Annotated in this window: 20 protein-coding genes, 1 tRNA gene and 2 pseudogenes; 9 read left to right on the top strand and 14 right to left on the bottom strand. The window is 72.2% G+C overall.

The genetic code is table 11. The annotated features are described in order from the left end of the window. The first annotated feature begins 57 nt into the window (after positions 1-57). Complete coding sequence (locus CFW40_RS03880) at positions 58-1,611, top strand: glutamate-cysteine ligase family protein (protein ID WP_088796462.1); 1,554 nt, start codon at positions 58-60, stop codon at positions 1,609-1,611. Positions 1,612-1,668: 57 nt separating this feature from the next. On the opposite strand, the gene CFW40_RS03875 is transcribed toward CFW40_RS03880, so the two are convergent. After that, positions 1,669-3,453 carry a substrate-binding and VWA domain-containing protein gene (locus CFW40_RS03875; protein ID WP_088796461.1) on the bottom strand — a complete coding sequence of 595 codons (1,785 nt, stop codon included), beginning with the start codon at positions 3,451-3,453 and terminating at the stop codon, positions 1,669-1,671. A gap of 173 nt (positions 3,454-3,626) precedes the next feature. Between CFW40_RS03875 and CFW40_RS03870 the strand changes: the two genes are divergently transcribed. Next, positions 3,627-4,469 (top strand): CPBP family intramembrane glutamic endopeptidase, encoded by an 843-nt coding sequence (locus CFW40_RS03870; protein WP_373433766.1) that lies wholly within the window; start codon positions 3,627-3,629, stop codon positions 4,467-4,469. Between the two features lie 120 nt (positions 4,470-4,589). On the opposite strand, the gene CFW40_RS03865 is transcribed toward CFW40_RS03870, so the two are convergent. Then, positions 4,590-5,411, bottom strand: coding sequence for a PhzF family phenazine biosynthesis protein (locus CFW40_RS03865; RefSeq protein WP_088796459.1), 822 nt, complete (start codon positions 5,409-5,411; stop codon positions 4,590-4,592). 212 nt (positions 5,412-5,623) lie between these two features. Here CFW40_RS03865 and CFW40_RS03860 point away from each other — a divergent pair, with 212 nt between their 5' ends. Next, positions 5,624-6,259, top strand: coding sequence for a PadR family transcriptional regulator (locus tag CFW40_RS03860; RefSeq protein ID WP_088796458.1), 636 nt, complete (start codon positions 5,624-5,626; stop codon positions 6,257-6,259). Between the two features lie 76 nt (positions 6,260-6,335). Here CFW40_RS03860 and CFW40_RS03855 read toward each other — a convergent pair whose 3' ends face one another. Beyond that, positions 6,336-6,764: an SRPBCC family protein gene (locus CFW40_RS03855; RefSeq protein ID WP_088796457.1), complete on the bottom strand. Its 429-nt coding sequence runs from the start codon at positions 6,762-6,764 to the stop codon at positions 6,336-6,338. 303 nt (positions 6,765-7,067) lie between these two features. Between CFW40_RS03855 and CFW40_RS03850 the strand changes: the two genes are divergently transcribed. Together CFW40_RS03850 and CFW40_RS03845 are read left to right on the top strand one after the other, a co-directional pair. Beyond that, positions 7,068-7,598 (top strand): Clp protease N-terminal domain-containing protein, encoded by a 531-nt coding sequence (locus CFW40_RS03850; protein ID WP_088796456.1) that lies wholly within the window; start codon positions 7,068-7,070, stop codon positions 7,596-7,598. 92 nt (positions 7,599-7,690) lie between these two features. Then, positions 7,691-8,845 carry a DMT family transporter gene (locus tag CFW40_RS03845; protein WP_256331607.1) on the top strand — a complete coding sequence of 385 codons (1,155 nt, stop codon included), beginning with the start codon at positions 7,691-7,693 and terminating at the stop codon, positions 8,843-8,845. Positions 8,846-8,903: 58 nt separating this feature from the next. Here CFW40_RS03845 and CFW40_RS03840 read toward each other — a convergent pair whose 3' ends face one another. After that, positions 8,904-9,566 (bottom strand): FMN-binding negative transcriptional regulator, encoded by a 663-nt coding sequence (locus CFW40_RS03840; RefSeq protein ID WP_088796455.1) that lies wholly within the window; start codon positions 9,564-9,566, stop codon positions 8,904-8,906. Positions 9,567-9,575: 9 nt separating this feature from the next. Further along, the gene (locus CFW40_RS03835; protein WP_088796454.1) at positions 9,576-10,253 is read right to left on the bottom strand and encodes a pyridoxamine 5'-phosphate oxidase family protein; all 678 of its coding nucleotides are present in this window, start codon (positions 10,251-10,253) and stop codon (positions 9,576-9,578) included. Between the two features lie 35 nt (positions 10,254-10,288). Between CFW40_RS03835 and CFW40_RS03830 the strand changes: the two genes are divergently transcribed. Beyond that, entirely contained in the window at positions 10,289-11,620 is a 1,332-nt protein-coding gene (locus tag CFW40_RS03830) for an aminotransferase class I/II-fold pyridoxal phosphate-dependent enzyme (RefSeq protein ID WP_088801895.1), read from the top strand. Between the two features lie 173 nt (positions 11,621-11,793). Here CFW40_RS03830 and CFW40_RS03825 read toward each other — a convergent pair whose 3' ends face one another. Next, positions 11,794-12,894, bottom strand: coding sequence for a DMT family transporter (locus CFW40_RS03825; protein ID WP_176956579.1), 1,101 nt, complete (start codon positions 12,892-12,894; stop codon positions 11,794-11,796). A 74-nt stretch (positions 12,895-12,968) separates the two neighbouring features. On the opposite strand from CFW40_RS03825, the gene CFW40_RS03820 reads away from it, so the two are divergent. Next, a complete protein-coding gene (locus CFW40_RS03820) occupies positions 12,969-13,877 on the top strand; it encodes a LysR family transcriptional regulator (RefSeq protein WP_088796453.1) in 909 nt (302 codons plus the stop codon). A 74-nt stretch (positions 13,878-13,951) separates the two neighbouring features. Here the strand turns inward: CFW40_RS03820 and CFW40_RS03815 are convergent, their stop codons facing one another. The 3 genes from CFW40_RS03815 to CFW40_RS03800 form a co-directional block, all read right to left on the bottom strand. Then, complete coding sequence (locus CFW40_RS03815) at positions 13,952-15,238, bottom strand: carboxyl transferase domain-containing protein (protein ID WP_088801893.1); 1,287 nt, start codon at positions 15,236-15,238, stop codon at positions 13,952-13,954. A 259-nt stretch (positions 15,239-15,497) separates the two neighbouring features. Next, entirely contained in the window at positions 15,498-16,958 is a 1,461-nt protein-coding gene (locus CFW40_RS03810; RefSeq protein WP_088796452.1) for an acyl-CoA synthetase, read from the bottom strand. A 264-nt stretch (positions 16,959-17,222) separates the two neighbouring features. Beyond that, positions 17,223-17,687 (bottom strand): pyridoxamine 5'-phosphate oxidase family protein, encoded by a 465-nt coding sequence (locus CFW40_RS03800; protein WP_088796450.1) that lies wholly within the window; start codon positions 17,685-17,687, stop codon positions 17,223-17,225. Positions 17,688-17,996: 309 nt separating this feature from the next. Here CFW40_RS03800 and CFW40_RS03795 point away from each other — a divergent pair, with 309 nt between their 5' ends. Further along, complete coding sequence (locus CFW40_RS03795; RefSeq protein WP_088796449.1) at positions 17,997-18,644, top strand: isochorismatase family protein; 648 nt, start codon at positions 17,997-17,999, stop codon at positions 18,642-18,644. A gap of 158 nt (positions 18,645-18,802) precedes the next feature. On the opposite strand, the pseudogene CFW40_RS03790 reads toward CFW40_RS03795, so the two are convergent. The 3 genes and pseudogenes from CFW40_RS03790 to CFW40_RS03785 form a co-directional block, all read right to left on the bottom strand. After that, positions 18,803-19,193, bottom strand: a pseudogene (locus CFW40_RS03790) (DUF2071 domain-containing protein); the annotation flags it as partial. 212 nt (positions 19,194-19,405) lie between these two features. Further along, positions 19,406-19,477 (bottom strand) — tRNA-OTHER (locus CFW40_RS36965). Positions 19,478-19,759: 282 nt separating this feature from the next. After that, positions 19,760-20,599 (bottom strand): SDR family oxidoreductase, encoded by an 840-nt coding sequence (locus CFW40_RS03785; protein ID WP_088796448.1) that lies wholly within the window; start codon positions 20,597-20,599, stop codon positions 19,760-19,762. 92 nt (positions 20,600-20,691) lie between these two features. Between CFW40_RS03785 and CFW40_RS03780 the strand changes: the two genes are divergently transcribed. Continuing rightward, entirely contained in the window at positions 20,692-21,063 is a 372-nt protein-coding gene (locus CFW40_RS03780) for a helix-turn-helix domain-containing protein (RefSeq protein ID WP_088796447.1), read from the top strand. A gap of 91 nt (positions 21,064-21,154) precedes the next feature. Here the strand turns inward: CFW40_RS03780 and CFW40_RS03775 are convergent. Together CFW40_RS03775 and CFW40_RS03770 are read right to left on the bottom strand one after the other, a co-directional pair. Then, positions 21,155-21,481 (bottom strand): annotated as a pseudogene (locus CFW40_RS03775) (class I SAM-dependent methyltransferase); the annotation flags it as partial. Positions 21,482-21,616: 135 nt separating this feature from the next. Next, the gene (locus CFW40_RS03770; protein ID WP_088796446.1) at positions 21,617-22,120 is read right to left on the bottom strand and encodes a Rieske (2Fe-2S) protein; all 504 of its coding nucleotides are present in this window, start codon (positions 22,118-22,120) and stop codon (positions 21,617-21,619) included. Positions 22,121-22,311 lie beyond the last annotated feature (191 nt).

Raw genomic sequence — 22,311 nt, 5'->3', positions numbered from 1 at the left:
GGGAAGGCCCCAAGTGGTCCGTGGTTGCGGGCCGTTCACTCGAGGAGGGACCCTTCGATGGGGGAGAAGGTCGCCGCGGACGGGATCGACCTGGCGGACCGGGAGCGTTATCGAAGAAAGCTCCACGAGTGTCTTGCGGGATTGCGGAGACTCCTGGAGGAGGAGAGGTTCGACCGGCCCAGGAACCTCATGGGCCTGGAGATCGAGCTCAATCTGGCGGGCGCCGACGGCCTGCCCCGGATGATGAACTCTCAAGTTCTTGAGCGCATCGCCAGCTGTGATTTCCAGACCGAACTCGCCCAGTGCAATCTCGAGGTCAACATCCTGCCGCACCGATTGAGCGGCCGGGTACTGGACCAGCTCGCCGAAGAACTCCGTACGGGACTCGCCTATGCCGAAAGGAAGGCACGCGAGGTCGCCGCCCGGATCGTGATGATCGGCATCCTGCCCACTCTGCACGCCACCGACCTCACGGCCGCCAGCCTCTCCGAGAACGACCGCTATGTCCTGCTCAACGACCAGATGCGGGCGGCCCGCGGCGAGGACTTCGCACTCGACATCCGGGGCGTCGAGCATCTGGTCTCCCGCTCGCCCTCCATCGCACCGGAGGCCGCCTGCACCTCGGTCCAGCTGCACCTCCAGGTGACACCGGGCCGCTTCGCCGCGGTCTGGAACGCGGCACAGGCCATCGCCGCCGTGCAGGTGGCCGTCGGCGCCAACTCACCGTTCCTCTTCGGCCGGGAGCTGTGGCGCGAATCCCGGCCGCCGGTCTTCCAGCAGGCCACCGATACCCGGGCGCCCGAGCTGCAGGCCCAGGGGGTACGCCCCCGCACCTGGTTCGGCGAGCGCTGGATCGACTCCGCATACGACCTCTTCGAGGAGAACCTCCGCTATTTCCAGCCGCTGCTGCCGTTGTGCGGACCGCAGGAGCCGCTGCGGGTCCTCGACGAGGGCGGGGCGCCCGACCTGGCCGAGCTGGTGCTGCACAACGGCACGATCTACCGCTGGAACCGCCCCGTCTACGCGGTCGCCGACGGCGTCGCGCATCTCAGGGTCGAGAACCGGGTGCTGCCGGCCGGCCCCACCGTCGCCGACGTCATCGCCAACACCGCCTTCTACTACGGACTGGTACGGGCGCTGGCCGAGGAGCCGCGCCCCCTCTGGTCGCGGCTCCCGTTCGCCGCCGCGTCCCGTAACTTCGACGCCGCCTGCCGGTACGGCATCGACGCCACCCTTGCCTGGCCCCGCCCCGGACGGGCCGGGGGGATCGCCGAGATCCCGGCCGTACGGCTGGTGCGCCGGGAACTGCTGCCCCTGGCGGCCCGCGGGCTGGACGCCTGGGGGGTGGAGCCGGCCGACCGTGACCACTACCTCGGCATCATCGAGGAGCGCTGCCGCCGCCGGGTCAACGGCGCGTCCTGGCAGGCCGCGGCCTGCCGGCACGCCCGGCGCCAGGGCCTGGACCGGGAGGCCGCGCTCGCCGCGATGACCCGGCGCTACAGCGAGCTGATGCACACCGGGGAGCCGGTGCACACCTGGCCGGCCGCCTGGGCGGTCGGCCGGCGGTCCGCGGTACGGGAGCCACAGGAGGCGGCGACCGAGGGGATGTAGCGGGGCGTGCCCGGCGGGTGCCGGTGCGGCGGGCGGGATCCGGCCGTCGCGTGCCGGTCAGCGCGGCCCCTTGCCGCCCGCCGTCATCAGGGCCTTGAGGAGCACCTGGTGGAGCTGTGACGGATCGCCGACCCGGTGGACCGATCCGCCGGTCGGCGCCACGATGCGGTCCAGGGCCGCGGTGTCGGCCGCCGGGCCGATCGCGAGGGCGATCACCGGCACCGGTCTCTTGGGGTCGGCGAGCTCCTTGACCTTGTCGACCAGGGCGTCGAGACCGAGGCCGGCGTCGCCGTTGGCCCCGTCGGTGACGATGACCAGGGAGTTGAGCTTCCCGCTCGTATACGTGGCGCAGGCTTCCCGGTACGCGGCGAGCGTGGTGTCGTACAGGCCGCCGGCCGCACGAGGCGCCGGGGCCAGCGAGTCGAACGCGGCGGTGAGGGCGTCGCGGTGGGTGCCGCCGGCCGGGTCCCGGTCGCCGAGGCGGCCGGTGGGGGACAGCGCCACATAGTCCTTGTCGCCCTCCAGGTAGGTGGCGAACTTCCACAGCCCGATCTCGTCCTCGGGCGTGAAGGTGGCCAGCGCCTGGAGCAGGGAATGTTTGGTGAGATCCATCCTGGACCGGCCGTCGCCGCCCGGGACGGGGCTGCCCATCGACGCCGTGGCGTCCACGACCGTGGTGAGGCGGCTGTTCTGGACGGTGACCGTCCACCTGCCCATCACCGCCTGGAGTTCCTTGACGGTCGGCGGATCGGCGGGGGCGGCGGCGTACGGCTGCGGGGCGCGCCCGCCGGCCGCGGTAACCACCTTCGGATCCGCCTCGTTGTTGCCGGCCCGGAAGCCGTGCCGGCGTAGCGTGCGCTGTCCGTCGGCCTCGCCCAGCAGCGTCATGAAACGGCTGGCGGCGCGGGTCTGCTCGGGGCTCATCTCCACGTCGTCGACCAGGGTGTACGGGTAGTCCAGCCGGGCCGTGCCGTCCTGGGGGTAGAAGAGGTCGAGCCGGGGCCCGCCGCCCGCCGTGGCGTTGTGGGCGTATGCGGCCTGTTCCGACAGCAGCAGTGCCTGATTACGGCGCGGATTGCCCTGCTCCGCACCGGAGTCGTCCCGCGGCAGGGTGGCCAGGGCCTGTCCGTCGCTGTCCGCGATCCGCTGGTGGAGAAGCTTGGCCGTCGCGGCGGTGCGGGTGCCCGCCTCGCCGCTGTCCTGGGTGTCCTTGGCATGGGCGGCGCCGATCCGGTCGAGCGCGAGCAGCCCGGTGGCACTGCGCGCCGGGTCGGCGACGCCCAGGCGCGGTGCGTCGCCGGAGGTCGCGGTCCGGATCAGCTTCGTCCAAGTGTAGGTCTTCCCGGGCCAGCCCAGCGAGCCGGCGGCCCGGGGGACGGCGCCGAGCGCGATCGGGGACGAGGCGATGGTGCTCGCGGCGGTCAGCGGAGTGCCGCGCTCCGCGTCGACCCGGTCCACCCACAGGCTCGAATCCGGTATCCATACCTGGAATTCGGGGTCGACCGGCCGCTGCCCGAACGCGTCGGCGACGTCGCCTGCGGCGCGCGCGGTGATCCTGACGTCCAGACATCTGCCGTCGGTGCGCGTCGCGTCCTCGCGGGCAGTCTTGGCCACCGCTTCGAGCGCCGGGGCGATATCGGGCGAGGCGGCCACGTCGAGCCGCGCCGACTCGCCGTCGCACGGGCTCCCGAACGGGAGCAGACCGCTGCCCAGCGCCACCACCGAGCCCGCCACGACGGCCAGTACGAGGCCGGTGGAGAGGACGAGGGTGCGCCGGCGGGTACCTGAGCGGGCCCCCGTGCGCTCCGGTGCGGAGCCGTCGGGCAAGCTGTGTCGTCCCATTGCGGTAGCGCCTCTCCTTCTCGGAGCTCGATCGGGATTCGATGGGGAGAGGGGAAGCGCGCCACGTGGATGGCGCCCGTCCCCGGCCTGTCGCGCGCGATCTTCGTACCTGCTGCCGAGACCCTAGCGGGGCGGTGGTGGCGAAGAGGCGGTAATGCGGAAGTGGAGGAAGCGTGCAGTCGGATACAAGTCCCGTGGCTGGTGCGGACGTTCCCGGTAAAGGGCCCGGTACGGGGCCGGGTACGGGAGTGGCCGAGGAGCCGTCCCGGAGCATCCTGCGGAGCGAGACGCTGATCGTCCTGGCCCTTTCGCTGGGCGCCAGCGGGGTGTCGGCGCTGATCAGCTTCATCGGATCGCTGACGAAGCCCGGCGGCCTCAAGCACCAGGCGGCGACGCTCAACGGCTCGCATGCGCCCGGCCGGCCATGGCTGGATCTTGCCTGGCAACTGTTCGGTGTGGCGACCGCCCTCGTCCCCGTGGTGCTGGTGGCGCATTTCCTGCTGCGCGAACGGGCCGGGGGGCTGCGGGCGATCGGCTTCGACCGGCGGCGGCCCGGCTTCGACCTGAGCCGCGGGGCCGGGCTGGCCGCCGTCATCGGCGGCAGCGGACTGCTGCTCTATCTGGGCGCGCGGGCGGCCGGATTCAATCTGACGGTGGTCCCCGAGGCGCTGCCCGCGGTGTGGTGGAAGATCCCGGTGCTGATCGCCTCCGCGCTGCAGAACGCCGTCCTGGAGGAGGTCATCGTCGTCGGGTATCTGCTGCGCAGGCTGGGGCAGTTGGGCTGGTCCCCGCCGGCGGCGCTCGCGGCCAGTTCCCTGCTGCGCGGTTCCTACCACCTCTACCAGGGCATCGGCGGCTTCGTCGGCAACATGGTGATGGGCGTGATCTTCGTCCTGCTCTACCGGCGATGGGGGAGGGTCGGACCGCTGGTCGCCGCGCATGCCCTGATCGACACCGTGGCGTTCGTCGGCTATGCGGTGCTCGCCGGGCATGTGAGGTGGCTGCCGACGGCGTGAGACGGGCGAGGCGCGGAGCACCGCCGGTGCCGGCCGCGCACCCTGAGGGCTGTCCCGTGACCCCTGCGCCCGCCAGGGATGACGGGACAGCCCTCAGCGACTGCTTCTGCCCGGTCCGGCTCAGCCGGTGACCAGCAGTTCGCCGTCGATGACCGTGACCGCCGAGCCGGTCAGCAGCGTACGGTCGCCGCGCAGCTCGGTGCGTACGAAGCCGGTGCGAGCGGCACCCTGCAGGCCGACGAGCGCGTCACGGCCCAGGCGCGGAGACCAGAACGGGGCGAGCGCGGTGTGCGCGCTGCCCGTCACCGGGTCCTCGTCGATACCCACCCCGGGGAAGAAGCAGCGCGAGACGAAGTCATAGCCGCCGCCGGGGCTTTCGGCGCGCGCCGTGGTGATCACGCCGCGGCCGCCGTGTCCGGCCAGCGCCTTGAGATCCGGGGCCAGCGCCCGTACGGATTTCTCGTCGGCCAGCTCCACCAGCAGATCCCCGACACCGGGGCCGGTGTCGTACGCCGAGCAAATCTCGGTGCCCAGGGCGTGTGCGACGAGCGGCGGGACCTCGACGGGCGTGAGCGGGGCGGTCGGGAAGTCCATGGTGATCTCTCCGTCGGCGCCGGCCGTAGTGGTCAGCACCCCGCTCCGGGTGCGGAAGCGGACCGTCCCGGTGGCCGTCCCGGTGGTGTGCAGCACATGTGCGGTGGCCAGTGTGGCGTGCCCGCACATGTTGACCTCGGCGGCCGGGGTGAGCCAGCGCAGCGCCCAGTCGGCGTCCTCGCCCTCGGGCAGCGGGTGCGCAAAAGCGGTCTCGGAGAGGTGGACCTCGGTGGCGACCTGCTGCAGCCAGGCCGTATCGGGGAAGGCGGCGGAATCGAGGAGCACGACTCCCGCGGGGTTTCCGGCGAACGGACGCGCACTGAAGGCGTCGACGATACGAATCCTCATGGCCGCGAGCGTAGAGGTGCCGCAAAGCCGCAGGCCAAGGCCAATTCGAGGGAATTGGCCACGGGATGCGGGGCCGGTCACGGCTGCCCGTGGCGCACCGCTTGCACGGGACGTACCTCCACCGACTCCACTCGGAGGCTTGCTTCGACGAACAGTCCCGATATATCGTTGAGGTATCGCGACCGATCAACGAGAGGAATGGAGGGCGCATCATGCGTTCCCACGGACACGAGCACGGACATGAGCACGGGCATGAGCGCTGCGGTCCCGGCCGGCATGGCGGCCGAGGTGACTTCCCGGGCGGCGAGCGGAGGCGTTCCCCCTTCGGCCCGTTCGGCCCGCCGTTCGGAGGCCCGCCCTTCGGTGGGCCGCCCATGGGTGGACGGGGGCGCGGCGGACCGCGCGGCCGGGCGCGGCGCGGCGATGTGCGCGCCTCGATACTGGCGCTGCTCAAGGACCGCCCGATGCACGGCTACGAGATGATCCAGGAGATCGCCGAGCGCAGCGGCGGGGCGTGGAAGCCCAGCCCCGGCTCGGTCTACCCGACGCTGCAGCTCCTCGAGGACGAGGGGCTGATCGCCAGCGCAAGTGAGGGCGGCAAGAAACTGTTCTCGCTGACCGACGCGGGGCGCTCCGAGGCCGACAGCGGCTCGGACGCTCCCTGGGAGGACGCCGGCCGCGGCGTCGACTGGGAGGCGATGAATGAGATCCGCAAGGCCGGCAGCGGCCTGGTCGAGGCCTTCCGCCAGGTGTGGGCCACGGGCAGCCCCGCCCAGCGGGAGAAGGCGATGACGGTGGTCAACAGGGCGCGCAAGGAGCTGTACCTGATCCTCGCCGAGGAGGACTGAGCCGAAGAGGGCTGAGCGGTGCGTGACAGGGGTGGAAGTCTCGGGGGCCGCGGCATGGGGGGCAGCTCCCGAAGGGTCAGGTGACCAGGCCGGCGAGCCTGCGCAGTGACTCGTTGAGTGCGGCGCCCGCCGAGTCCCTGAGTTTGCCGGCCATCAGCGAGACCGCGGCGCCGGTGAACGCCCCGTCGATTCGCACAGCCGTTGCCCCGCCGTCCGGAATGAGCTCGTAGCGCATCCCCAGGCTGACACCCATCGGGCCCTTGCCCTGGAGGTCGAGGAGTCGGCCGGGCGCCAGTTCCCGCACGGTCCAGACGACCTCGGCGGGGAAGCCCATCAGCTTCATGTGCTCCTCGAAGCCCGCGCCGACCTCGAGCGATTCCGGCCCGCCCGTGGGGAAGGCGGTGTGGGTGGCGTTCCACTCCCCGTATGAGTCGAAGTCGGTGAGCCGTTCCCAGAGCTTCTCGGCCGGTGCTTCGATACGGGCCTGCGCGGTCACTTCGGCCATGCGATCACCCCTTCGGTGACGGTCCCTGGCTGGTGCCGCGGAAGGTAACCGCGCGGGGGTGAAGGTTCAATACCGATGACCGCCTCCTCCTGATGGCCCGTCAGGAGATCTTTCAAGGGCTCGCCCGGGGTGGCCGCGAGACACCGGCGGCCACCCCGGGCTTTGCCTGTCCGGCCTCCACGATTCCCCCGCATCTCCTCCGTAAGGATGAGATGGTGTGCGGCCGTGCCCAACCATCGTGGGATGCGCAAATGCTTCCCGCCGGGGATGTTCCGGCGCTCGGGGGCTGGTGGGGTGGGTGGTGTGCAAAACCGTACTGCGTACAGTGGTGGCGACGGGCCCGCCCAGGAGGAGCTCGACAATCTGCTCACCGTCGAGCTCGCGACGGTCGTCTCCGCCGCCCGCAGGCGGGCCACCCGCGACGGCGACCGGCAGGTCGACACCGCGCATCTGCTGCACGGCCTCCTGGAATCGGACCCCGCCGTACGCGACGCCTTCGACGGCGCCCCGCAGATCGCCCGGCTGCTGGGCTACCTCGTCCAGCGAAGCATCGGCTACGGACTCCAGTGGCACGGCACCATCGAGGACTCCGGCGCGGTCCCCATGGTCGCCGAGGGCGGGGTCCCCGGCTGGTCACCGGCCGCGGCCGCTGCCCTGGACGGCGCCCTGGACCGCGCCCATGCCCGCTACGCCACCCGCGCGGGCTGCCTCGACCTGCTCGCCGCTTTGGTGGACGATCCCGAGTCCCGGGCCGTCGAAGTGCTGCGCCGGGCCTCCGTAGACACCAGCCGGCTCGCCGCCCGTCTGGACGGGGAACGCGCCGGCTGCGACTGAGAGGAGCACCCCGGCGGGCAGGGCGAGCCAGGTGGGTAAGGACAGGGGCATCGGGGGGTGTCACCGCTGACGGTGGCTGCCATGATGACCCGATGCACGCGTCATCGGGGAGCCCGGCAGGTTCATCGGCCGGTCCGGGCCAGGGAAAGTCCGGGTCCTGGGGGACCCATTCGTCACCGTCCACTCTCGGGGCGAGCCGTGACGCAGCGCCCCGAAGGCGCGGCGCCGGCCTCGGGATCGCCTTGCTGTCCGCCCTGGCCTTCGGCGGTTCCGGCGTCGCCGCCAAGCCCCTGATATCCGCCGGTCTCGAACCGCTGCACGTCACCTGGCTGCGGGTGGCCGGCGCCGCGCTGGTCATGCTGCCCCTCGCCTGGCGCCACCGGGACCTGCCGCGCCGCCGCCCCGCGCTGCTCGCGGGCTACGGACTGCTCGCCGTCGCGGGGGTGCAGGCCTGTTACTTCGCCGCGCTCTCCCGTATCCCCGTCGGGGTGGCGCTGCTCATCGAATACCTGGCGCCCGCCCTGGTGCTGGGCTGGGTGCGGTTCGTCCAGAAGCGGCCGGTCACCCGCGCCGCCGCGGTCGGCGTGGTGCTGGCCGTCGGCGGACTGGCCTGTGTCGTCGAGGTCTGGTCCGGGCTGAGCTTCGACGCCCTCGGGCTCGCTCTCGCGCTCGGCGCGGCCTGCTGCCAGGTCGGCTACTTCGTGCTCTCCGATCACGGCACCGACGGCGACGACACGGTGGACCCGCTCGGCGTGATCGCGTACGGCCTGCTGATCGGCGCCGTCGTCCTCACCGCGATCGCCCGGCCCTGGGGCATGGACTGGTCGGTGCTCGGCGGCGGCGCGGAGATGAACGGCACCCGGGTGCCCGCCGTCCTGCTGCTCGCCTGGATCGTGCTGATCGCGACGGTGGCCGCGTACCTCACCGGAGTGGTCTCGATCCGCCGGCTCTCGCCGCAGGTGGCCGGGGTGGTCGCCTGTCTGGAGGCGGTCATCGCGACGGTCCTCGCCTGGGTGCTGCTCGGCGAACACCTCTGGGCGCCGCAGATCGTCGGTGGAGTGGTGGTGCTGGCCGGCGCCTTCATCGCCCAGTCGGCCAAGCCGAAGACGACGGAGACCGTGCGGGTGGCGGGCGCCGGTGCCGGGCCGGGCGCGGGAGCGGAGGACGGGGCGGACGCCGGCGTGCCGGGAAGCGGTGGCTCCCCGGCATCCCCGAGCCCGGCGTCTTCGGCGTCCTCGGCCTCGTAGGGGCTGTCCCTCGGCGGGTCAGGGGCGCCGTTCTCGCGCGGCGGGTCAGGGGCGCCGTTCAGTAGGGAGGCGGGCCGGTGGGCGTGCCGGCTGCTGCCAGCCGGCGCTGCTGGTGGGTACGGGCCGCCGCGTCCCCGGGGCCGTCCCGTTCGGCGAGGCGTTCCGAGATGCGCTGCTGGACGGCCTCGCTCCGCTTGCCTCCGTACTTGAACTTGGCGCGGACCTCGTGCACTTCCAGGCGCAGACCGCGGATACCGGACAGCATCCGCCCGTACGGAGCCGCGCCGGCGGTGACCGGGGCCGAGCCGCCGTCCGGCTGGAAGTGGCTCGTCTGCCGCTGCAGCAGCTCGGCCTTCTCCTCCGGGGCGTCCACCACATGGGCGGTGCAGGTCAGCTGGACCGCCGCGTAGAAGCTGGTGGGGACGCCGTGCTCGGGCGGCTGGTCCTCGGCCGCCTGCCAGGGGCCGGGGATGAAGGTGTAGTCGTCCACCACGCTCAGCAGCACCGTCGGCCGGTCCTCCAGCGCGTCCCAGAGGGGGTTGGGGCGGGCGAGATGGGTGATGACCTCACGGCGGGCGGGGTCGTAGGCGAAGTGCAGCGGTTGCACCATCGGAGGCTCACCGGGCCGTCCGTTGGCGGCCAGCTGGCCGAAGTCGTGCGCCGCGAGCCACCGTTGCCACTCGGCGTCTTCGGTGGGGGCGTCCCAGGGATGGATCAGCACGGTCGCTCCTCAGCGGGCGGAGAGGTACGCGGGCTCGGGCGTGCCGGGCGCGAGATCGTCGGAGGGTATGGGCGCGCCGTACACCGGTGCCACGGGGAGGACACCGCTCCAGTACGGCAGCGCCAGGTCCTCCGGCTCGTCGTGGGGGCCGCCGGTGCGGATCTTGGCGGAGACCTCGCGCAGGTCGAGGCGGAGCACGGCGGTCGCCGCCAGTTCCCTTGCGTTGCCCGGCCGGGAGTCCGCGGCACGGCCCGGCACCACATGGTCGACGAGCGCGTCGAGGGCGGCCTTTTTCTCCTCGGGGTCGGTGACCTGGTGTGCGGTGCCGTGGACCACCGCGCAGCGGTAGTTGACGGAGTGGTGGAACGCGGACCTGGCCAGCACCAGGCCGTCCACGTGGGTGACCGTGACACACACCTCCAGGCCGGGGTCCCGTGCTTCACCTGCCGCTTCGCCTGCCATCCGCAGCGGGCGCGAACCGGACGATCCGTGCAGATAGAGGCGGTCGCCGACGCGGCCGTAGAGCGTCGGCAGGACAACAGGTGAGCCGTCGCGGACGAAGCCCAGATGGCAGACGTATCCCGCGTCGAGGATGGCGTGCACCGTGTCGTGGTCGTAGGCCGCGCGGTCACGGGCGCGGGTTGGGGTCGTGCGGGCGGTGGGTTCGTACGCCTCGCCTCGGGGCATTGCCAACTCCATTGCACTAGTGCATAATTATGTTTGTGCTAGGAGAGTATCGGATCGCAGGGCGGCGTGCATCGGAGATTGCCGCCAGTGTCGAGCGAGCCGTCGGTGCCGGTGAGCTCCAACCGGGCGAAGTCCTGCCCCCGCTGCGGGAGTTGGCCGTCTATCTCGAAGTCAATCCGAATACGGTCGCGGCCGCGTATCGCACGCTCCGCGACCGCGGGGTGATCGAAACCGCGGGCCGGCGGGGCAGCCGGGTGCGCCCCCGTCCGGCGAGCACGCCCCGGGAGGCGCTGCGGGTGGAGGTCCCGCCCGGCGTCCACGACGCCTCCGACGGAAACCCCGATCCGGCCCTGCTGCCCCCGCTCGAACGGGCGCTGGCGCAGGCCGCGGCGCGCAGCGCGCGGCGCCCCGTCCTCTACGGCACCCCTGCGATCGACGACGACCTTGCGGCCCTCGCCCGTGCGGCCTTCGACGGCGACGGCGTGCCGGCCGGCCCCGTGGCCGTCACCAGCGGCGCACTGGACGCCATCGAGCGGGTGCTGGCCGCCCATCTGCGGCCCGGTGACACCGTGGCGGTGGAGGATCCGGGGTGGGGCAGTCTGCTGGATCTCATCCCGGCGCTCGGGCTACGGCCCGCCCCGGTCGGGGTGGACGACGAAGGCCCGCTGCCGGAGCAGTTGGCACGTGCGCTCCAGGACGGCGCCCGTGCCGTCGTCGTCACCGACCGGGCGCAGAATCCGACCGGAGCCGCGGTCAGCCGCGCCCGCGCCACCGAACTCCGCACCCTCCTGGCAGCCCACCCGGGCGTCCTGCTCATCGAGGACGACCACGGCCACGGCATCGTCGAACTCCCGCTTCATCCGCTCTCCGGCGTCACCGACCACTGGGTCCTGGTCCGCTCGACGGCCAAGGCGTACGGCCCGGATCTGCGCCTGGCGGTGCTCACCGGTGACGCGCTGACCGTCGACCGGGTGCGGGGCCGCCAGGGCCTCGGTCCGGGCTGGATCAGCCATCTGCTCCAGGACGTGGTCGTCCACCTCTGGCGGACGTCCGCGGTCGACCCGAAGGCGGTGGCCGGAGCGTACGGGCGGCGGCGGGATGCGCTGATACGGGCCCTGGCGGAGCGCGGAGTCCTCGCCCGGGGGCGCAGCGGAATGAACGTGTGGGTACCGGTCCCGGATGAGACCGGTGCGGTGGCCCGGCTCCTGCACTCCGGATGGGCGGTGGCTCCCGGTGCCCGCTTCCGGCTGCACTCCCCGCCCGGCATCCGCATTACCGTCTCCGCCCTGACTGATGACGACATCGTTCCCGTGGCGGACGCCGTTGCTGCGGCGCGGGGCGTGGGGGAGGCGCGGCGGTACGAGTGAGGAGGTCTGGCCGGGGCAGGAGGCGCCCTCCCCGTGCCTACGTGCGGGAGACCTCGTGAGGAGGTGCCCCAGCCCCGCGCCGGGGCACGGGGGCTGGGGCGCCAGGGCTTGGCACCACGGGGTTCGGCAGTACGGGAGCTCGGGAGCCTGGGCGCGATGCCCGGACGGTGCCGTCAGCGGGTGGTGGAACCGGGACGGGGAAGTGAGCGGGTACCCGGGCGTGGGCGGGGCTTGCTCTGTGTGAGGGCGGCGCCGGCCAGGACGACAAGGGCGCCGACGGGTGTGTTCCAGCTCAGCTGTTCGTGCAGGAGGGCCACCCCGGCCGCGGTGGCGATCACGGGGACGAAATACGTGACCATCTGTGCGGTGGTGGGGCCGATCTCGGCCACCAGCCCGTACTGAATGAGGAAGGCGAGGCCGGTGCCCAGGGCGCCGAGGGCGAGGGCGGCGAGCAGCGGGATGACCGGGTAGCCGGCCGGTGCGGTGGTGAACAGGGGGGTCACCACCGCGAGTTGGACGGTTGCCAGCAGCAGTTGGGCGCTGGACATCGACAGGTGGGAATGCGGGGCGCTCGCCAGGGTGCGGCGCACGTAGATCCAGCCGATGGCGTAGCTGAGCGAGCCGCCCAGTGCCATCGCGGTGCCCGTCAGGTCCGTACCGGCGAAGCCCTGCCAGGCGCCGAGCACGGTGAGCACACCCAGGAATCCGAGGCCGAGCCCCGCGACCCGCCGCCGGCTGGGGCGGTCCTCGGCGAGCGCGATGACCGACAGCGCCATGCCCCACAGCGGCGAGGCGGCATTGCAGATGCCGGCCAGCGTGGAGGGGATGGTCAGCTCGGAGTAGGCGAAGAGGGAGAACGGCAGTGCATTGAGGAAGAACGCGGCGACGGTGAGGTGGGCCCAGACGCGGGGGGAGCGGGGGAGTCGCTCCCGCTTGAGCACGACGACGATCAGCAGCACCAGCGCTCCGAACGCCAACCGGCCCAGCGTGAACTGCAGCGGCGCGAAGCCCTGGGTGCCCACCTTGATGAAGAGGAAGCTGAAGCCCCAGATCAGGGAGAGGGCGGCGAAGCGGAGCGGCCAACCGAGGGTCCGGCCGGGGGGCTTCGGCGCCGCGGCGCCGGTGCCAGGCGAGGCGCCGGAGCGAGCTGAGGCGGGCGCGGTCGCCGTGGTGTGTGCGTCGGCAGTGGGGAACGCGGCCGTGGTCGTGGTCGTCGTCGAAGAGTTCGTGGTGGTGGCGGAGGAGGCGGTGGCTGCGCCGGTGGCGGTGCTCATGACGACCACGATGCGGTGCACAACTTCGTAGCACAAGCGAGTATTCGTGGCAGGTATCGCTTAGCATTGCTTATATGTTGAACCTTGATCGCCTACGGACGCTGAGTGCGGTCGCCCGGCACGGCTCGGTGAGCGCGGCCGCCGACGGACTGCATGTGACGACCTCTGCCGTCTCGCAGCAGATCGCCAAACTCGAGCGGGAGACCGGACAGCAACTGCTGGCAAAGAACGGGCGCGGCGTCCGGCTGACCGACGCCGGACGGCTGCTCGCCGACCACGCGACGCGCATCCTCTCCCAGGTCGAGCTGGCCCAGGCCGAACTGGAAGCGCATCGCGGCCAGGCGGTGGGCGACCTGCGGCTGAGCGCGTTTCCCACCGCGGCACGGGGCCTCTTCCCCGCCGCGCTGGTCGCCCTCCGGGCCGAGCACCCGCAGCTACGGGCGCGGCTGACGGAAATGGAACCGGGCGAAGCGGTACGCGGCGTGGTGCGCGGCGATATCGATCTGGCCGTAGTCCTCGACTGGTACAACCGGCCACTGTCGCTGCCCGAAGGGCTGGCGAAGGCGCCGCTCCTGGACGATCCGGCCGATGTGGCGATGCCGTCCACCCATCCGCTCGCCGGACGGCGGTCCGTGGAGCTGGAGGAATTCGCGGACGATGAGTGGATCTCCTGGCCGCAGGGGGAGTTCTGCAATGAATGGCTGATGTTCACGCTGCGCAGCAACGGCATCGAACCGCGTATCGCGCACATGGCCGAGGAGCACCACACCCAGCTGGCCCTGATCGCCTCCGGGCTGGGCGTCGCGGTGACTCCCCGCCTCGGGCGAGGGCCGGTACCGGACGGAGTGAGCGTGGTGCCCGTCCGCCGTACGATGCGTCGTCATGTCTACGCCATCTGGCGCGCGGACGCCGACCGCAGGCCCTCGATCCGCGCTGCCGTGGAGGCGCTCCGCGCGGCCGGGAAGGACGTGGAGGCCCGCTGAGACGGAGCCTGTCGGCGGCCGTCTGTCGCCCCCTGCCCCCTGGCTCCTGCCGCCTGGCTCTCGCCGCCTCCCGCTCAGGGCGGTGGGACGATGCCTTGGATGACGCCCAGTTCCAGCAAGTCCTGGGGGCGGATGCGGAGCTGGTCAGCGGTCTCGTGGAGCTGTGTTTCGTCGCGCTTGAGGATGGCCGCGGCCAGCTCCGGGGCGATCACGGAGAAGTAGCTGTCCGGGGTCGCCCACAGCCGGCCCGGTGCGGCAAGGGCCAGGGCACCGCCCGAACCACCCTCGCCGATGAGCAGGGAGGTGACCGGCACGTCGGCCGTGGCGAGCGCCGCGAAGACCTCGGCGATGGCCGCGCCGGCACCGGCCCGCTCGGCCGCGGCATCGTTGGCGGCGCCCGGGGTGTCCACGAGGGTGAGGACCGGGATGCCCAGCCGGTCGGCGAGCCGGATCAGGCGCGCGGCGGTACGGAAACCGCCCGGGCGGGTGGCGGTGCCGCATTGGGCGGCGAAGGCGATCGTGCGCCCCTCGCGACGGCCGAAACCGCACCGTATCCCGGGGTCGGCGCCGCCGCAGCGGTCACCGCTGATCTCCTCCCGGTCGTCGAAGTACGCGCTCAGATACGCCTCGGCGCGCGGCCGGCCGGGCTCGCGGGCGCGGACCACCGCACCCCAGCCGGTCTCCGGCAGCCCGGGAGCCCCGAGCGCGTACGGCGCAGGCGCGGGCTCCACGGTGCCCGTGCGGTGCCGAGGGGGCGGGCACAGCAGGTGCATCCACCGCTGGAGCGTGCCCCGCAGTTGGTCGGGCGGCACGACGGCATCGATCTGACCGGAGGCGAGCTGCCCCTCGGCGGAGTAGGCGTACGGGTCGGCGTCCGGGGGGCGCACCCGCGAGCCCGCGAAGCCGACCTGTGCCCCGGGAAGCGCGAGGATCACATCGGCAGCCGCGCCGAGGGTGGCCCAGCCGCCGCCGGTCGTCGGATCGCGCAGCACGGCGATCTGCGGCAGCCCCGCGGCGCGGTTCAGTGCCGACTGCCGGGCCACCCGCTGGAGTTGGGTCAGCGCGCGCATCCCCTCCTGCATGCGGCTGCCGCCCGTGGCGATCAGCGAAACGACCGGCAGGCCGCGTGCGCGGGCGAGCGCGTAGGCGGCCTCCAGACGGTCGCCGGTGCGCTCGCCCAGGGAGCCGCCCAGATAGCGGAACTCGAAGGAGAGCACGACGCTTTCCCTGCCGCCTATCGTGGCCAGGGCGGTGACCACCGACTCCTCCTCGCCGGTCCGTGCGCGCACACGGGCCCGGGCGTCGTCGTAACCACGCCAGCCGAGCGGGCCGTCCGGTGGGGCCGATGTCGCCGGGGGCATTTCGCGGCCGGCGGGAACGGTCGTCTCGGTGTACGTATCCGCCACCGCCGCTATGGCTTGACGCGCCGTCAGCCGGGCGCATGGCTTCGTCGTGGCAGTGGTGGTAGTCGTGGGAGTGCTTGGAGTGGCGGTGGCCGGAGTCCGGTTGTCGTCCGCGGCCGTGTGGCCCGCGCCTGCACCCGCGCCCGCGCCCCTCGCGCCCCGGTCGTCGTCCGCCCCGCGGCGTCCGTCTCCGGCCCCGGCCCCGTCCCGTCCGCCGTTACGCACGGAGCTCACGCTTCAGGATCTTGCCCATGTCGTTGCGCGGCAGGGCGTCCAGGAAGTGCACGGTGCGGGGCCGCTTGTGCGGCGCGAGCTGGCGGGCGACATGATCGGCGAGCTCCTGGCCCGAGGGTGCCGGGCCCGCGTCCGGACCGGTCTCCGCCACGACCCAGGCGACGATCCGCTCGCCGAGGTCTTCGTCCGGCGCGCCGGTGACGGCGGCCTCGGCGACCCCGGGGTGTGCCAGCAGTGCGTTCTCGATCTCGCCCGCGCCGATTTTGTAGCCGCCGCTTTTGATCAGGTCGGTGGCCTTGCGGCCCACGATGCGGTAGTTGCCTGCGCCGTCCCGGATGGCCATGTCGCCGGTGCGGAACCATCCTCCGTCGAACGCGGCGGCGGTGGCATCGGGGCGATTGAGGTATTCGACGAAGAGGTTCGGGCCGCGGACCTGGATCTCGCCCACCGTTTCGCCGTCGTTCTCGTCGATGGCCCGGCCCGCGTCGTCGACGAGCCGGACGTACACCCCCGGCAGCGGCACGCCCACCGTGCCCGTGGCATCGGGGCCGTCCGCCCGCACACTGGTGTTCATGAGCGTTTCCGTCATGCCGTAGCGCTCGATCACCCGTCGGCCGGAGGCCGCCGCGATCCGCTCATGATCGGTCAGCGGCAGTGCGGCCGAGCCGGAGACCAGCAGCCGGGCACGGGAGAGCGCCTTGGCGAGTGCGGGGTCGCGGCCGGCCTCGGCGGCCAGGCGGTGATACATCGTCGGCACGCCGAACAGCATGGTGGCGTCCGCGGAGAGCTCACGGGCCACCGCGTCGGTGCTGAAGCGCCCCAGGTGGTGGACGCAGCCGCCGCGGCGCAGCGGTCCGAGGATGCCGAGAATCAGGCCGTGGACATGGAAGAGCGGCAGGGCGTGGACGAGGACGTCGTCGGCGGTCCACTGCCACGCGTCCTCCAGGGCGTCGAGGGTGTGCGCAATGGCGCGCCGGGGGAGGACCACGCCCTTGGGCGGGCCGGTCGTGCCGGAGGTGTAGACGATCAGGGCCGGTGCCTCGTCGCCCGGTTCGTTCGGCAGCGGGCCCGGCTCGGCGCCCTCCGGCGGCTCGGCTGTCTCGATGTCGACACGGGGCAGCGCGGCGAGCGGGCCCGGCAGATCGGCGCCCGGTTCGGCGAGGACGAGCGACGGCGCACTGTCCGTCACGATATGCGTCAGCTCGTATGCGCCGACCTTCGGATTCAGCGGCACCACGGCCACTCCGGCGAGCAGCGCACCCACCACACCGACCGAGGTCTCCAGCGTCGGCGTCGCCCACACGGCGATACGGGTCTCGCCGGCGATCCGCTCGGCGACCTTGCCCGCCACCGACGCCAATTGCCGATAGCTGAGGGTGCGGTCACCGAAGCGCAGCGCGGGTGCGGGTGAAGCGTCGCGCAGCGCGGGGAAGAGCACGTTCACCGGATCTCCTTCGTCCTCGTCGGTACCCGGCCCGTGGCGGCCGGACCGTCCCGCTCCCGCACCTGCCGGTACCGAAGCGGGCTGACCCCCACCACTCTCGCAGAGACCACTGACAACGCGATCAGATCCCGGGGCCGATTCCCTCCGTGCCCGGTGATCGGCCCCACGCCACCCCGCACCACCACCCCGTACTGCCCCACCTCCGCACTGCCCCACCTCCGCACTGCCCCACCTCCGCACTGCCCCGCCCCCGCCCTGACCCGCTCACCCCGGGATCTTGCGGAAGTCCCACGACGCGACCGACTCCGGTGTCAGGCGCAGCCATGCATGGCGGCCGTCGTGCGGCATCGCGGACATCCCGAAGTACTTCTTGGCGAAGAGCCGTTCCGGGGTGTCGAGCCCGGGGCACGGCTCGCCGGTGCGCGGCGCCTCGCCGACGAAGTCCGCGCGGCCCGTCAGCTCGGCCCCACGCAGTTCGCCGTACTCGTGCCCGTCGTCGACGACCACAGCGAGCCGCGGGTCCCTGCGCAGTTGTGCCCACCGTTTGCTCCGGGTGATCGAATACAGCCACAGCGCCGTACCGTCCCAGACGAACCAGAGCGCTCCGACGTGCGGCGCGCCGTCGCCACCGACCGTCGCGACCCGGCAGGTGCGCTGCGCCGCGAGGAAGGCGTCGAGCTCGCCCCGCGTCATCATGATCCGGCGCCCGCGTCGCTGTGTGTCGGCCATGCTTCATCGCCCTCCGTCGTGTGCCCCCTCCTGGGGCGGCACTGAACTGGCTGTCCCGCTTGCCTGGCACCTGCCTCGCTACGACCTGACGAGGTGTCAGGAATCGTGTCAGGAATGATGCGGGCTCTTCCTGACGTGCGCAATGCCCGGTACCCTCGCCCGGCCCGGCCCGGCCCGGCCCGGCCTGGCCCCTCACCCACCCGGCCCGGCCCGGCCCGGCCCGGCCCGGGTGGGTGAGGGGCCAGGCTCGCCGCCAGGCCGGCAGGGAATCACGCCCGTCAGAGGGGAATGCGATCAGAGGGGAACGCGATGTCTTCGGGCGCTGCACGGCTCATCGAGCAACTGGACCCGGCGTCGACGGTGCTGCTCACCGTCGAGTGCCAGCGCGGCGTGGTCGGCCCGGACAGCGCGCTGCCCGAACTGGCGGACGCGGCCCGCACTTCGGGTGCGCTGGCGCGGGTGGCCCGGCTGGTGGCGGCCGCCCACGACACCGGCGTCCAAGTGCTGCACGCGGTGGCCGAACGCCGTCCCGACGGCCGCGGCGCCAGCCACAATGCCCGCCTCTTCCGGGCGGCCGAGCGGCTGCCCGTCCAGCAGCTCACCGGATCCACCGCAGTACGCGTCGCCGATCCGATCCCCGTCTCGGAGGACGATCTGGTGGTGCGCAGACTGCACGGCCTTTCGCCGGTCGCCGGCACCGAAGTGGATGCGTTGCTGCGCAACTTCGGATGCCGGACGCTCGTCGTCACCGGGGTGTCGGCGAATGTGGCGATCCCCAATGCCGTGTTCGATGCGGTCAATCTGGGCTACACGGCCGTGGTGCCCGCGGACGCCATCGCGGGGGTACCCGCCGACTACACCACCGCGATGGTCCGCAACACCCTCGCTCTGGTCGCCACCGTCACCACCACCGATGATGTCCTGGCCATATGGCGACGACTGCGCGATGGTCGCTGACCCGCTGACCCGCTGACCCTCTGACCTGCTGACCCGCTGAGCTGGCTCCGGGGCGCCCGGCGTCGGCTTGACCGCCGGAGGCTCCCGGGCGACCCGGACGTGCCCGGATCACCGGGGCGACGAGCAGGGGTGTGGCCCGCCATGCGCCCTGCGCGGGCTCAGGGGGTGGGCAGGCCGCCCGGGCGGACAGGGCGGCCGAAGCGAACCGGCAAGCCGGGGGAGTACAGCACGCTCACCGGCGGGCCGGCCGGCGACGGCAGCCCGGCGGCGGTCACCAATTCATCCTCACAGTACAGAAGTTCGGCCCGGTGCAGCGGCCAGCGCGGGTGGATATTGGGCAGATACACCGGTCGGCCGAAGAAGGCGTTGTGCATGCCCCAGCGGGCGGTCAGGAAGTGTTCGAGGGCGGTCGGCTCCTCGATCCGCTCGCCGATGCGCACCGCGATCCGACAGCGCGCCCCGCGCGGCCCCGGCCAGCCGGAAGGCGCTGCGGGCGACGGCCACCGGAAGCAGCCGCGAGGCCTCCAACGAGAGGAAGACCACGCCGCGTTATCGGCTCTGCAGGGGGAGGGGAGAGCGGCATCGCGTCAGCCTCGCACACCTCTACGATCGTTGCCCCGAGCACTCCGCGTTGGCTGCGAGGTATCCAGAGGTTGATGCTCTCCGCGCGAGTGGAGGTGGGTTGGGGTGAGTTGTGGTCGGCGAGCGGGCCGACCCTTCAAAAAAAGGGGCCCTTCCCCGTACGAGGAAGGGCCCCTTGGTGGAGCGCCCGGCAGGCCTTGCACCTGCATCTCCCACCGGCTGGTGGACGTCTTTCCTTGGACCACAGACGCGCGTTTCCGGCCCGAGGACCGAAGTTGCTTCATGATCATACTGCATCGACGGCCGCCGGCGAGAATCCGTCAACGGGTGGAGGCGCCCGGGTTCGTCCAGGGCGCCGATATCGCCCCGATCAGCTACGGCCGCGTCTGCTAAGCGGCGCCGGGATCTCTGTCCGTCATGCAGGTTCTCGCGGTTCGTGTCCTACCGCGAGGCTGTGGCTTGCGGCTGGCCCCGATGTCTCACGCCGTGTTCAAGTCAGCCAGTCTCACGGTTGCGTCCGAATCCGTTGTGTCTCAGCGGAATGCGGCGATGCTGCGGGCGACCCAGCCGTCGAAGGGGCGCGGGGCACGGCCGAGGGCTCGTTCCACGTCCGGGCTGATCCGCAGTTCGGCGGGGTTCGGGGCGGCGATGATGTCCAGGGTGTCGTCGGCGAGTTCCGCCGGCACGAATGGGGTCATCGCGGCCTTGGCCTCGTCGCGGGTGAGTTCGTGGAACCGCACCGGCGAGCCGAGCGCGGCGGCGATGGCCGCAGCCTGCTGACGCGGCGTGATCACCTCTGGCCCGGTCAGCTCGTACACCCCGCCGGTGTGCCGGTCGTCCAGCAGGCAGGCGGCCGCGACCTCGGCGATGTCCGCCGGGTCGACGACGGGCACGCCGACGTCGCCGAAGGGTGCCGCGACCACTCCTTGCGTGCGGACGGACTCCGCCCAGGCCAGGGCGTTGGAGGCGAAGCCGCCCGGTCGCAGGACGGCCCAGTCCAGGCCGGACTCCCGCAGCGCGTCCTCCAGCGCGCGCATCGCGACCCGCGTCGGGCCGAGCGGCCTGGTTGCCACGCCTTGCGAAGACAGCAGGACGATCCGGCGGACCCCGCGGGCCGCGGCCAGGCCGATGATGTCGGCCGGCCTGGCTTCGGGGGCGTGCAGATCGCCGGACAGCAGGAGGAACAGCGCCTTCGCCCCGGCCAGCGCGGGTGTGAGGCTGGTCGGTTCGGTCAGGTCGGCCACCATATGGCGGACTCCGTCCGGTACCGCCGCCGCGTGCCGCGACACCGCTGTCACCTGCTCGCCCGCGTCGGTCAGGGCCTGCGTCAGAGGCCGGCCCACGTTCCCGGTTGCCCCGGTCACCACGATCATGTTCAGCTCCTGGTTCGTTGTGCGCTACGGGAGTTGACGTTAGGAGCCGGGCGTACTTTTCGTAAGAACATACCCGGAGGTAAGCTCCGGATATGAGGGAAGGCGCGCAGCTGACACAGGCCGAGGCGGGCGCTCGGTATGAGGTGTTTCACACCGACTGCCCCGCGCGTGACCTGGTCGACCACGTGACCAGCAAGTGGGGCATCTGGGTGCTGATCGCCTTGCGGAGCAACGACCTTCGGTTCTACGCGCTGCGCGACAGCATCCAGGGCATCAGCGAGAAGATGCTCGCCCAGACCCTGCGCGCGCTGGTCCAGGACGGCCTGGTCCGGCGGGAGGTCGAGCCGACGACGCCGCCCCAAGTGACCTACGGGCTGACTGAGTTCGGCCAGGAGATCGGCGAGCCGCTGACGGACTTGTTCGACCGGATCACACAGCGGCTGCCGCCGCGCAGCGCGGGATAGTGCGGTAGCGGACCAATGAAACGAACGAGGGCCCTGACCAGCAAGTCTCAGCTTCGTGTCGCTTCCGCGGCGGTCTGTCCTGGTCGGAGCGGACCGGGTCGTCGGGCATCTCCGAGACCCACATGGATGCCGCCGATCCCGGCGCGGCGTCCGCGCCGAAGCGGTCGATCACGCCGCGCGGGCCCAATGTCAGCCCCATCCGACTGCCTGCCGCCGATTGCGTATTGATCCGGGCCGGCAGTAGTTCCACCGCGTCCCTGGGCAGATAGATCAGTAGTCCTTCGGCGATCCACGCGGTCGGCACGGCCGGGTCGTGCCCTGCGGCGGCCTGCGCGCCCGGCCAGTCCTCACGCAGATCCACCGCGACGGTGATCCGCTCGCAGTGTGCGACGGCCCGCTCCTGCTCATCAGCCGCCGCGCCAGCCTAGAGGACAGCAGCTCAAAGCGGAGCGGGCCTGATATTCCCCGGATTCCCCCCAGTGCCCTGGGCGGCGCATGTGCCACCGGCCCGCCGGGAGAGCAGTCCCGGCGGGCCGGTGGCACGTGTGAGCCGTCAGCCGAGTGCGACCGAACCGCCCTTGACGTTCACCTTGGCCGGTGCCAGCCCCTTGGTGGCGGGGCCCTTCTTCACGCTGCCGTCGGTGATGTCGAACTTGCTGCCGTGGCACATGCAATTGATGGTGCCGCCGGAGACCTCGCCGACGACGCAGCCCGCGTGGGTGCAGATCGCGGAGAACGCCTTGATGTCGCCGTCCTGGGGCTGAGTGACGACGACCTTGTCGGCTTTGAAGATCTTGCCGCCACCCTTGGGGATCTCCGATGTCTTGGCGAGGATGGTGCCGCCGCCCCCACCGGCGGCGTCACCACCGCTCGCCCCCGAGCTGCCGGCCTGACCGCCGCCCTCCGCCTTGGAATTGCCGCTCCCTGCGTCCTCCATGCTGCCTCCGCAGGCCGCGAGCGCCGCCGTCAGCCCGGCCGCGCCGACCGCCGCGACGACGGTTCGCCGCGCCGCCCCGCGACCTGCCGTCGCCTGTCCGGTCTCCTCCGTCGCGGTCATCGCTTCGGTCTCGGTCCGCTGCGACGCTGCCTGTCGAGCCATCGTGTGCCTCCGGTTCATGGTGGTGCCTGTGGTGCGCGTGGTACTCCGTGCTCCATGGACGTTGCACAAGGTCCATACGGAGGGGCCGCCCGGCGTGTTCAATGCGGGACGCTCCCTTTGCGGAAGCGCAGTGCCGAGGGGGAGACGGA

This window comes from Streptomyces sp. 2114.4 (assembly GCF_900187385.1).
GTDB lineage: Bacteria > Actinomycetota > Actinomycetes > Streptomycetales > Streptomycetaceae > Streptomyces > Streptomyces mooreae.
The sequence above is the reverse complement of the archived record's forward strand: the minus strand, read 5'-3'. Positions and strand labels throughout refer to the sequence as shown.

Excerpts from the sequence above, each read along its gene's own strand:
- CFW40_RS03880 (WP_088796462.1), top strand. The coding sequence starts at position 58 with ATGGGGGAGAAGGTCGCCGCGGACGGGATCGACCTGGCGGACCGGGAG.
- CFW40_RS03875 (WP_088796461.1), bottom strand. The coding sequence starts at position 3,453 with ATGGGACGACACAGCTTGCCCGACGGCTCCGCACCGGAGCGCACGGGG.
- CFW40_RS03865 (WP_088796459.1), bottom strand. The coding sequence starts at position 5,411 with ATGAGGATTCGTATCGTCGACGCCTTCAGTGCGCGTCCGTTCGCCGGA.
- CFW40_RS03860 (WP_088796458.1), top strand. The coding sequence starts at position 5,624 with ATGCGTTCCCACGGACACGAGCACGGACATGAGCACGGGCATGAGCGC.
- CFW40_RS03855 (WP_088796457.1), bottom strand. The coding sequence starts at position 6,764 with ATGGCCGAAGTGACCGCGCAGGCCCGTATCGAAGCACCGGCCGAGAAG.
- CFW40_RS03845 (WP_256331607.1), top strand. The coding sequence starts at position 7,691 with ATGCACGCGTCATCGGGGAGCCCGGCAGGTTCATCGGCCGGTCCGGGC.
- CFW40_RS03835 (WP_088796454.1), bottom strand. The coding sequence starts at position 10,253 with ATGCCCCGAGGCGAGGCGTACGAACCCACCGCCCGCACGACCCCAACC.
- CFW40_RS03825 (WP_176956579.1), bottom strand. The coding sequence starts at position 12,894 with ATGAGCACCGCCACCGGCGCAGCCACCGCCTCCTCCGCCACCACCACG.
- CFW40_RS03820 (WP_088796453.1), top strand. The coding sequence starts at position 12,969 with ATGTTGAACCTTGATCGCCTACGGACGCTGAGTGCGGTCGCCCGGCAC.
- CFW40_RS03815 (WP_088801893.1), bottom strand. The coding sequence starts at position 15,238 with ATGCCCCCGGCGACATCGGCCCCACCGGACGGCCCGCTCGGCTGGCGT.
- CFW40_RS03800 (WP_088796450.1), bottom strand. The coding sequence starts at position 17,687 with ATGGCCGACACACAGCGACGCGGGCGCCGGATCATGATGACGCGGGGC.
- CFW40_RS03795 (WP_088796449.1), top strand. The coding sequence starts at position 17,997 with ATGTCTTCGGGCGCTGCACGGCTCATCGAGCAACTGGACCCGGCGTCG.
- CFW40_RS03785 (WP_088796448.1), bottom strand. The coding sequence starts at position 20,599 with ATGATCGTGGTGACCGGGGCAACCGGGAACGTGGGCCGGCCTCTGACG.
- CFW40_RS03780 (WP_088796447.1), top strand. The coding sequence starts at position 20,692 with ATGAGGGAAGGCGCGCAGCTGACACAGGCCGAGGCGGGCGCTCGGTAT.
- CFW40_RS03770 (WP_088796446.1), bottom strand. The coding sequence starts at position 22,120 with ATGACCGCGACGGAGGAGACCGGACAGGCGACGGCAGGTCGCGGGGCG.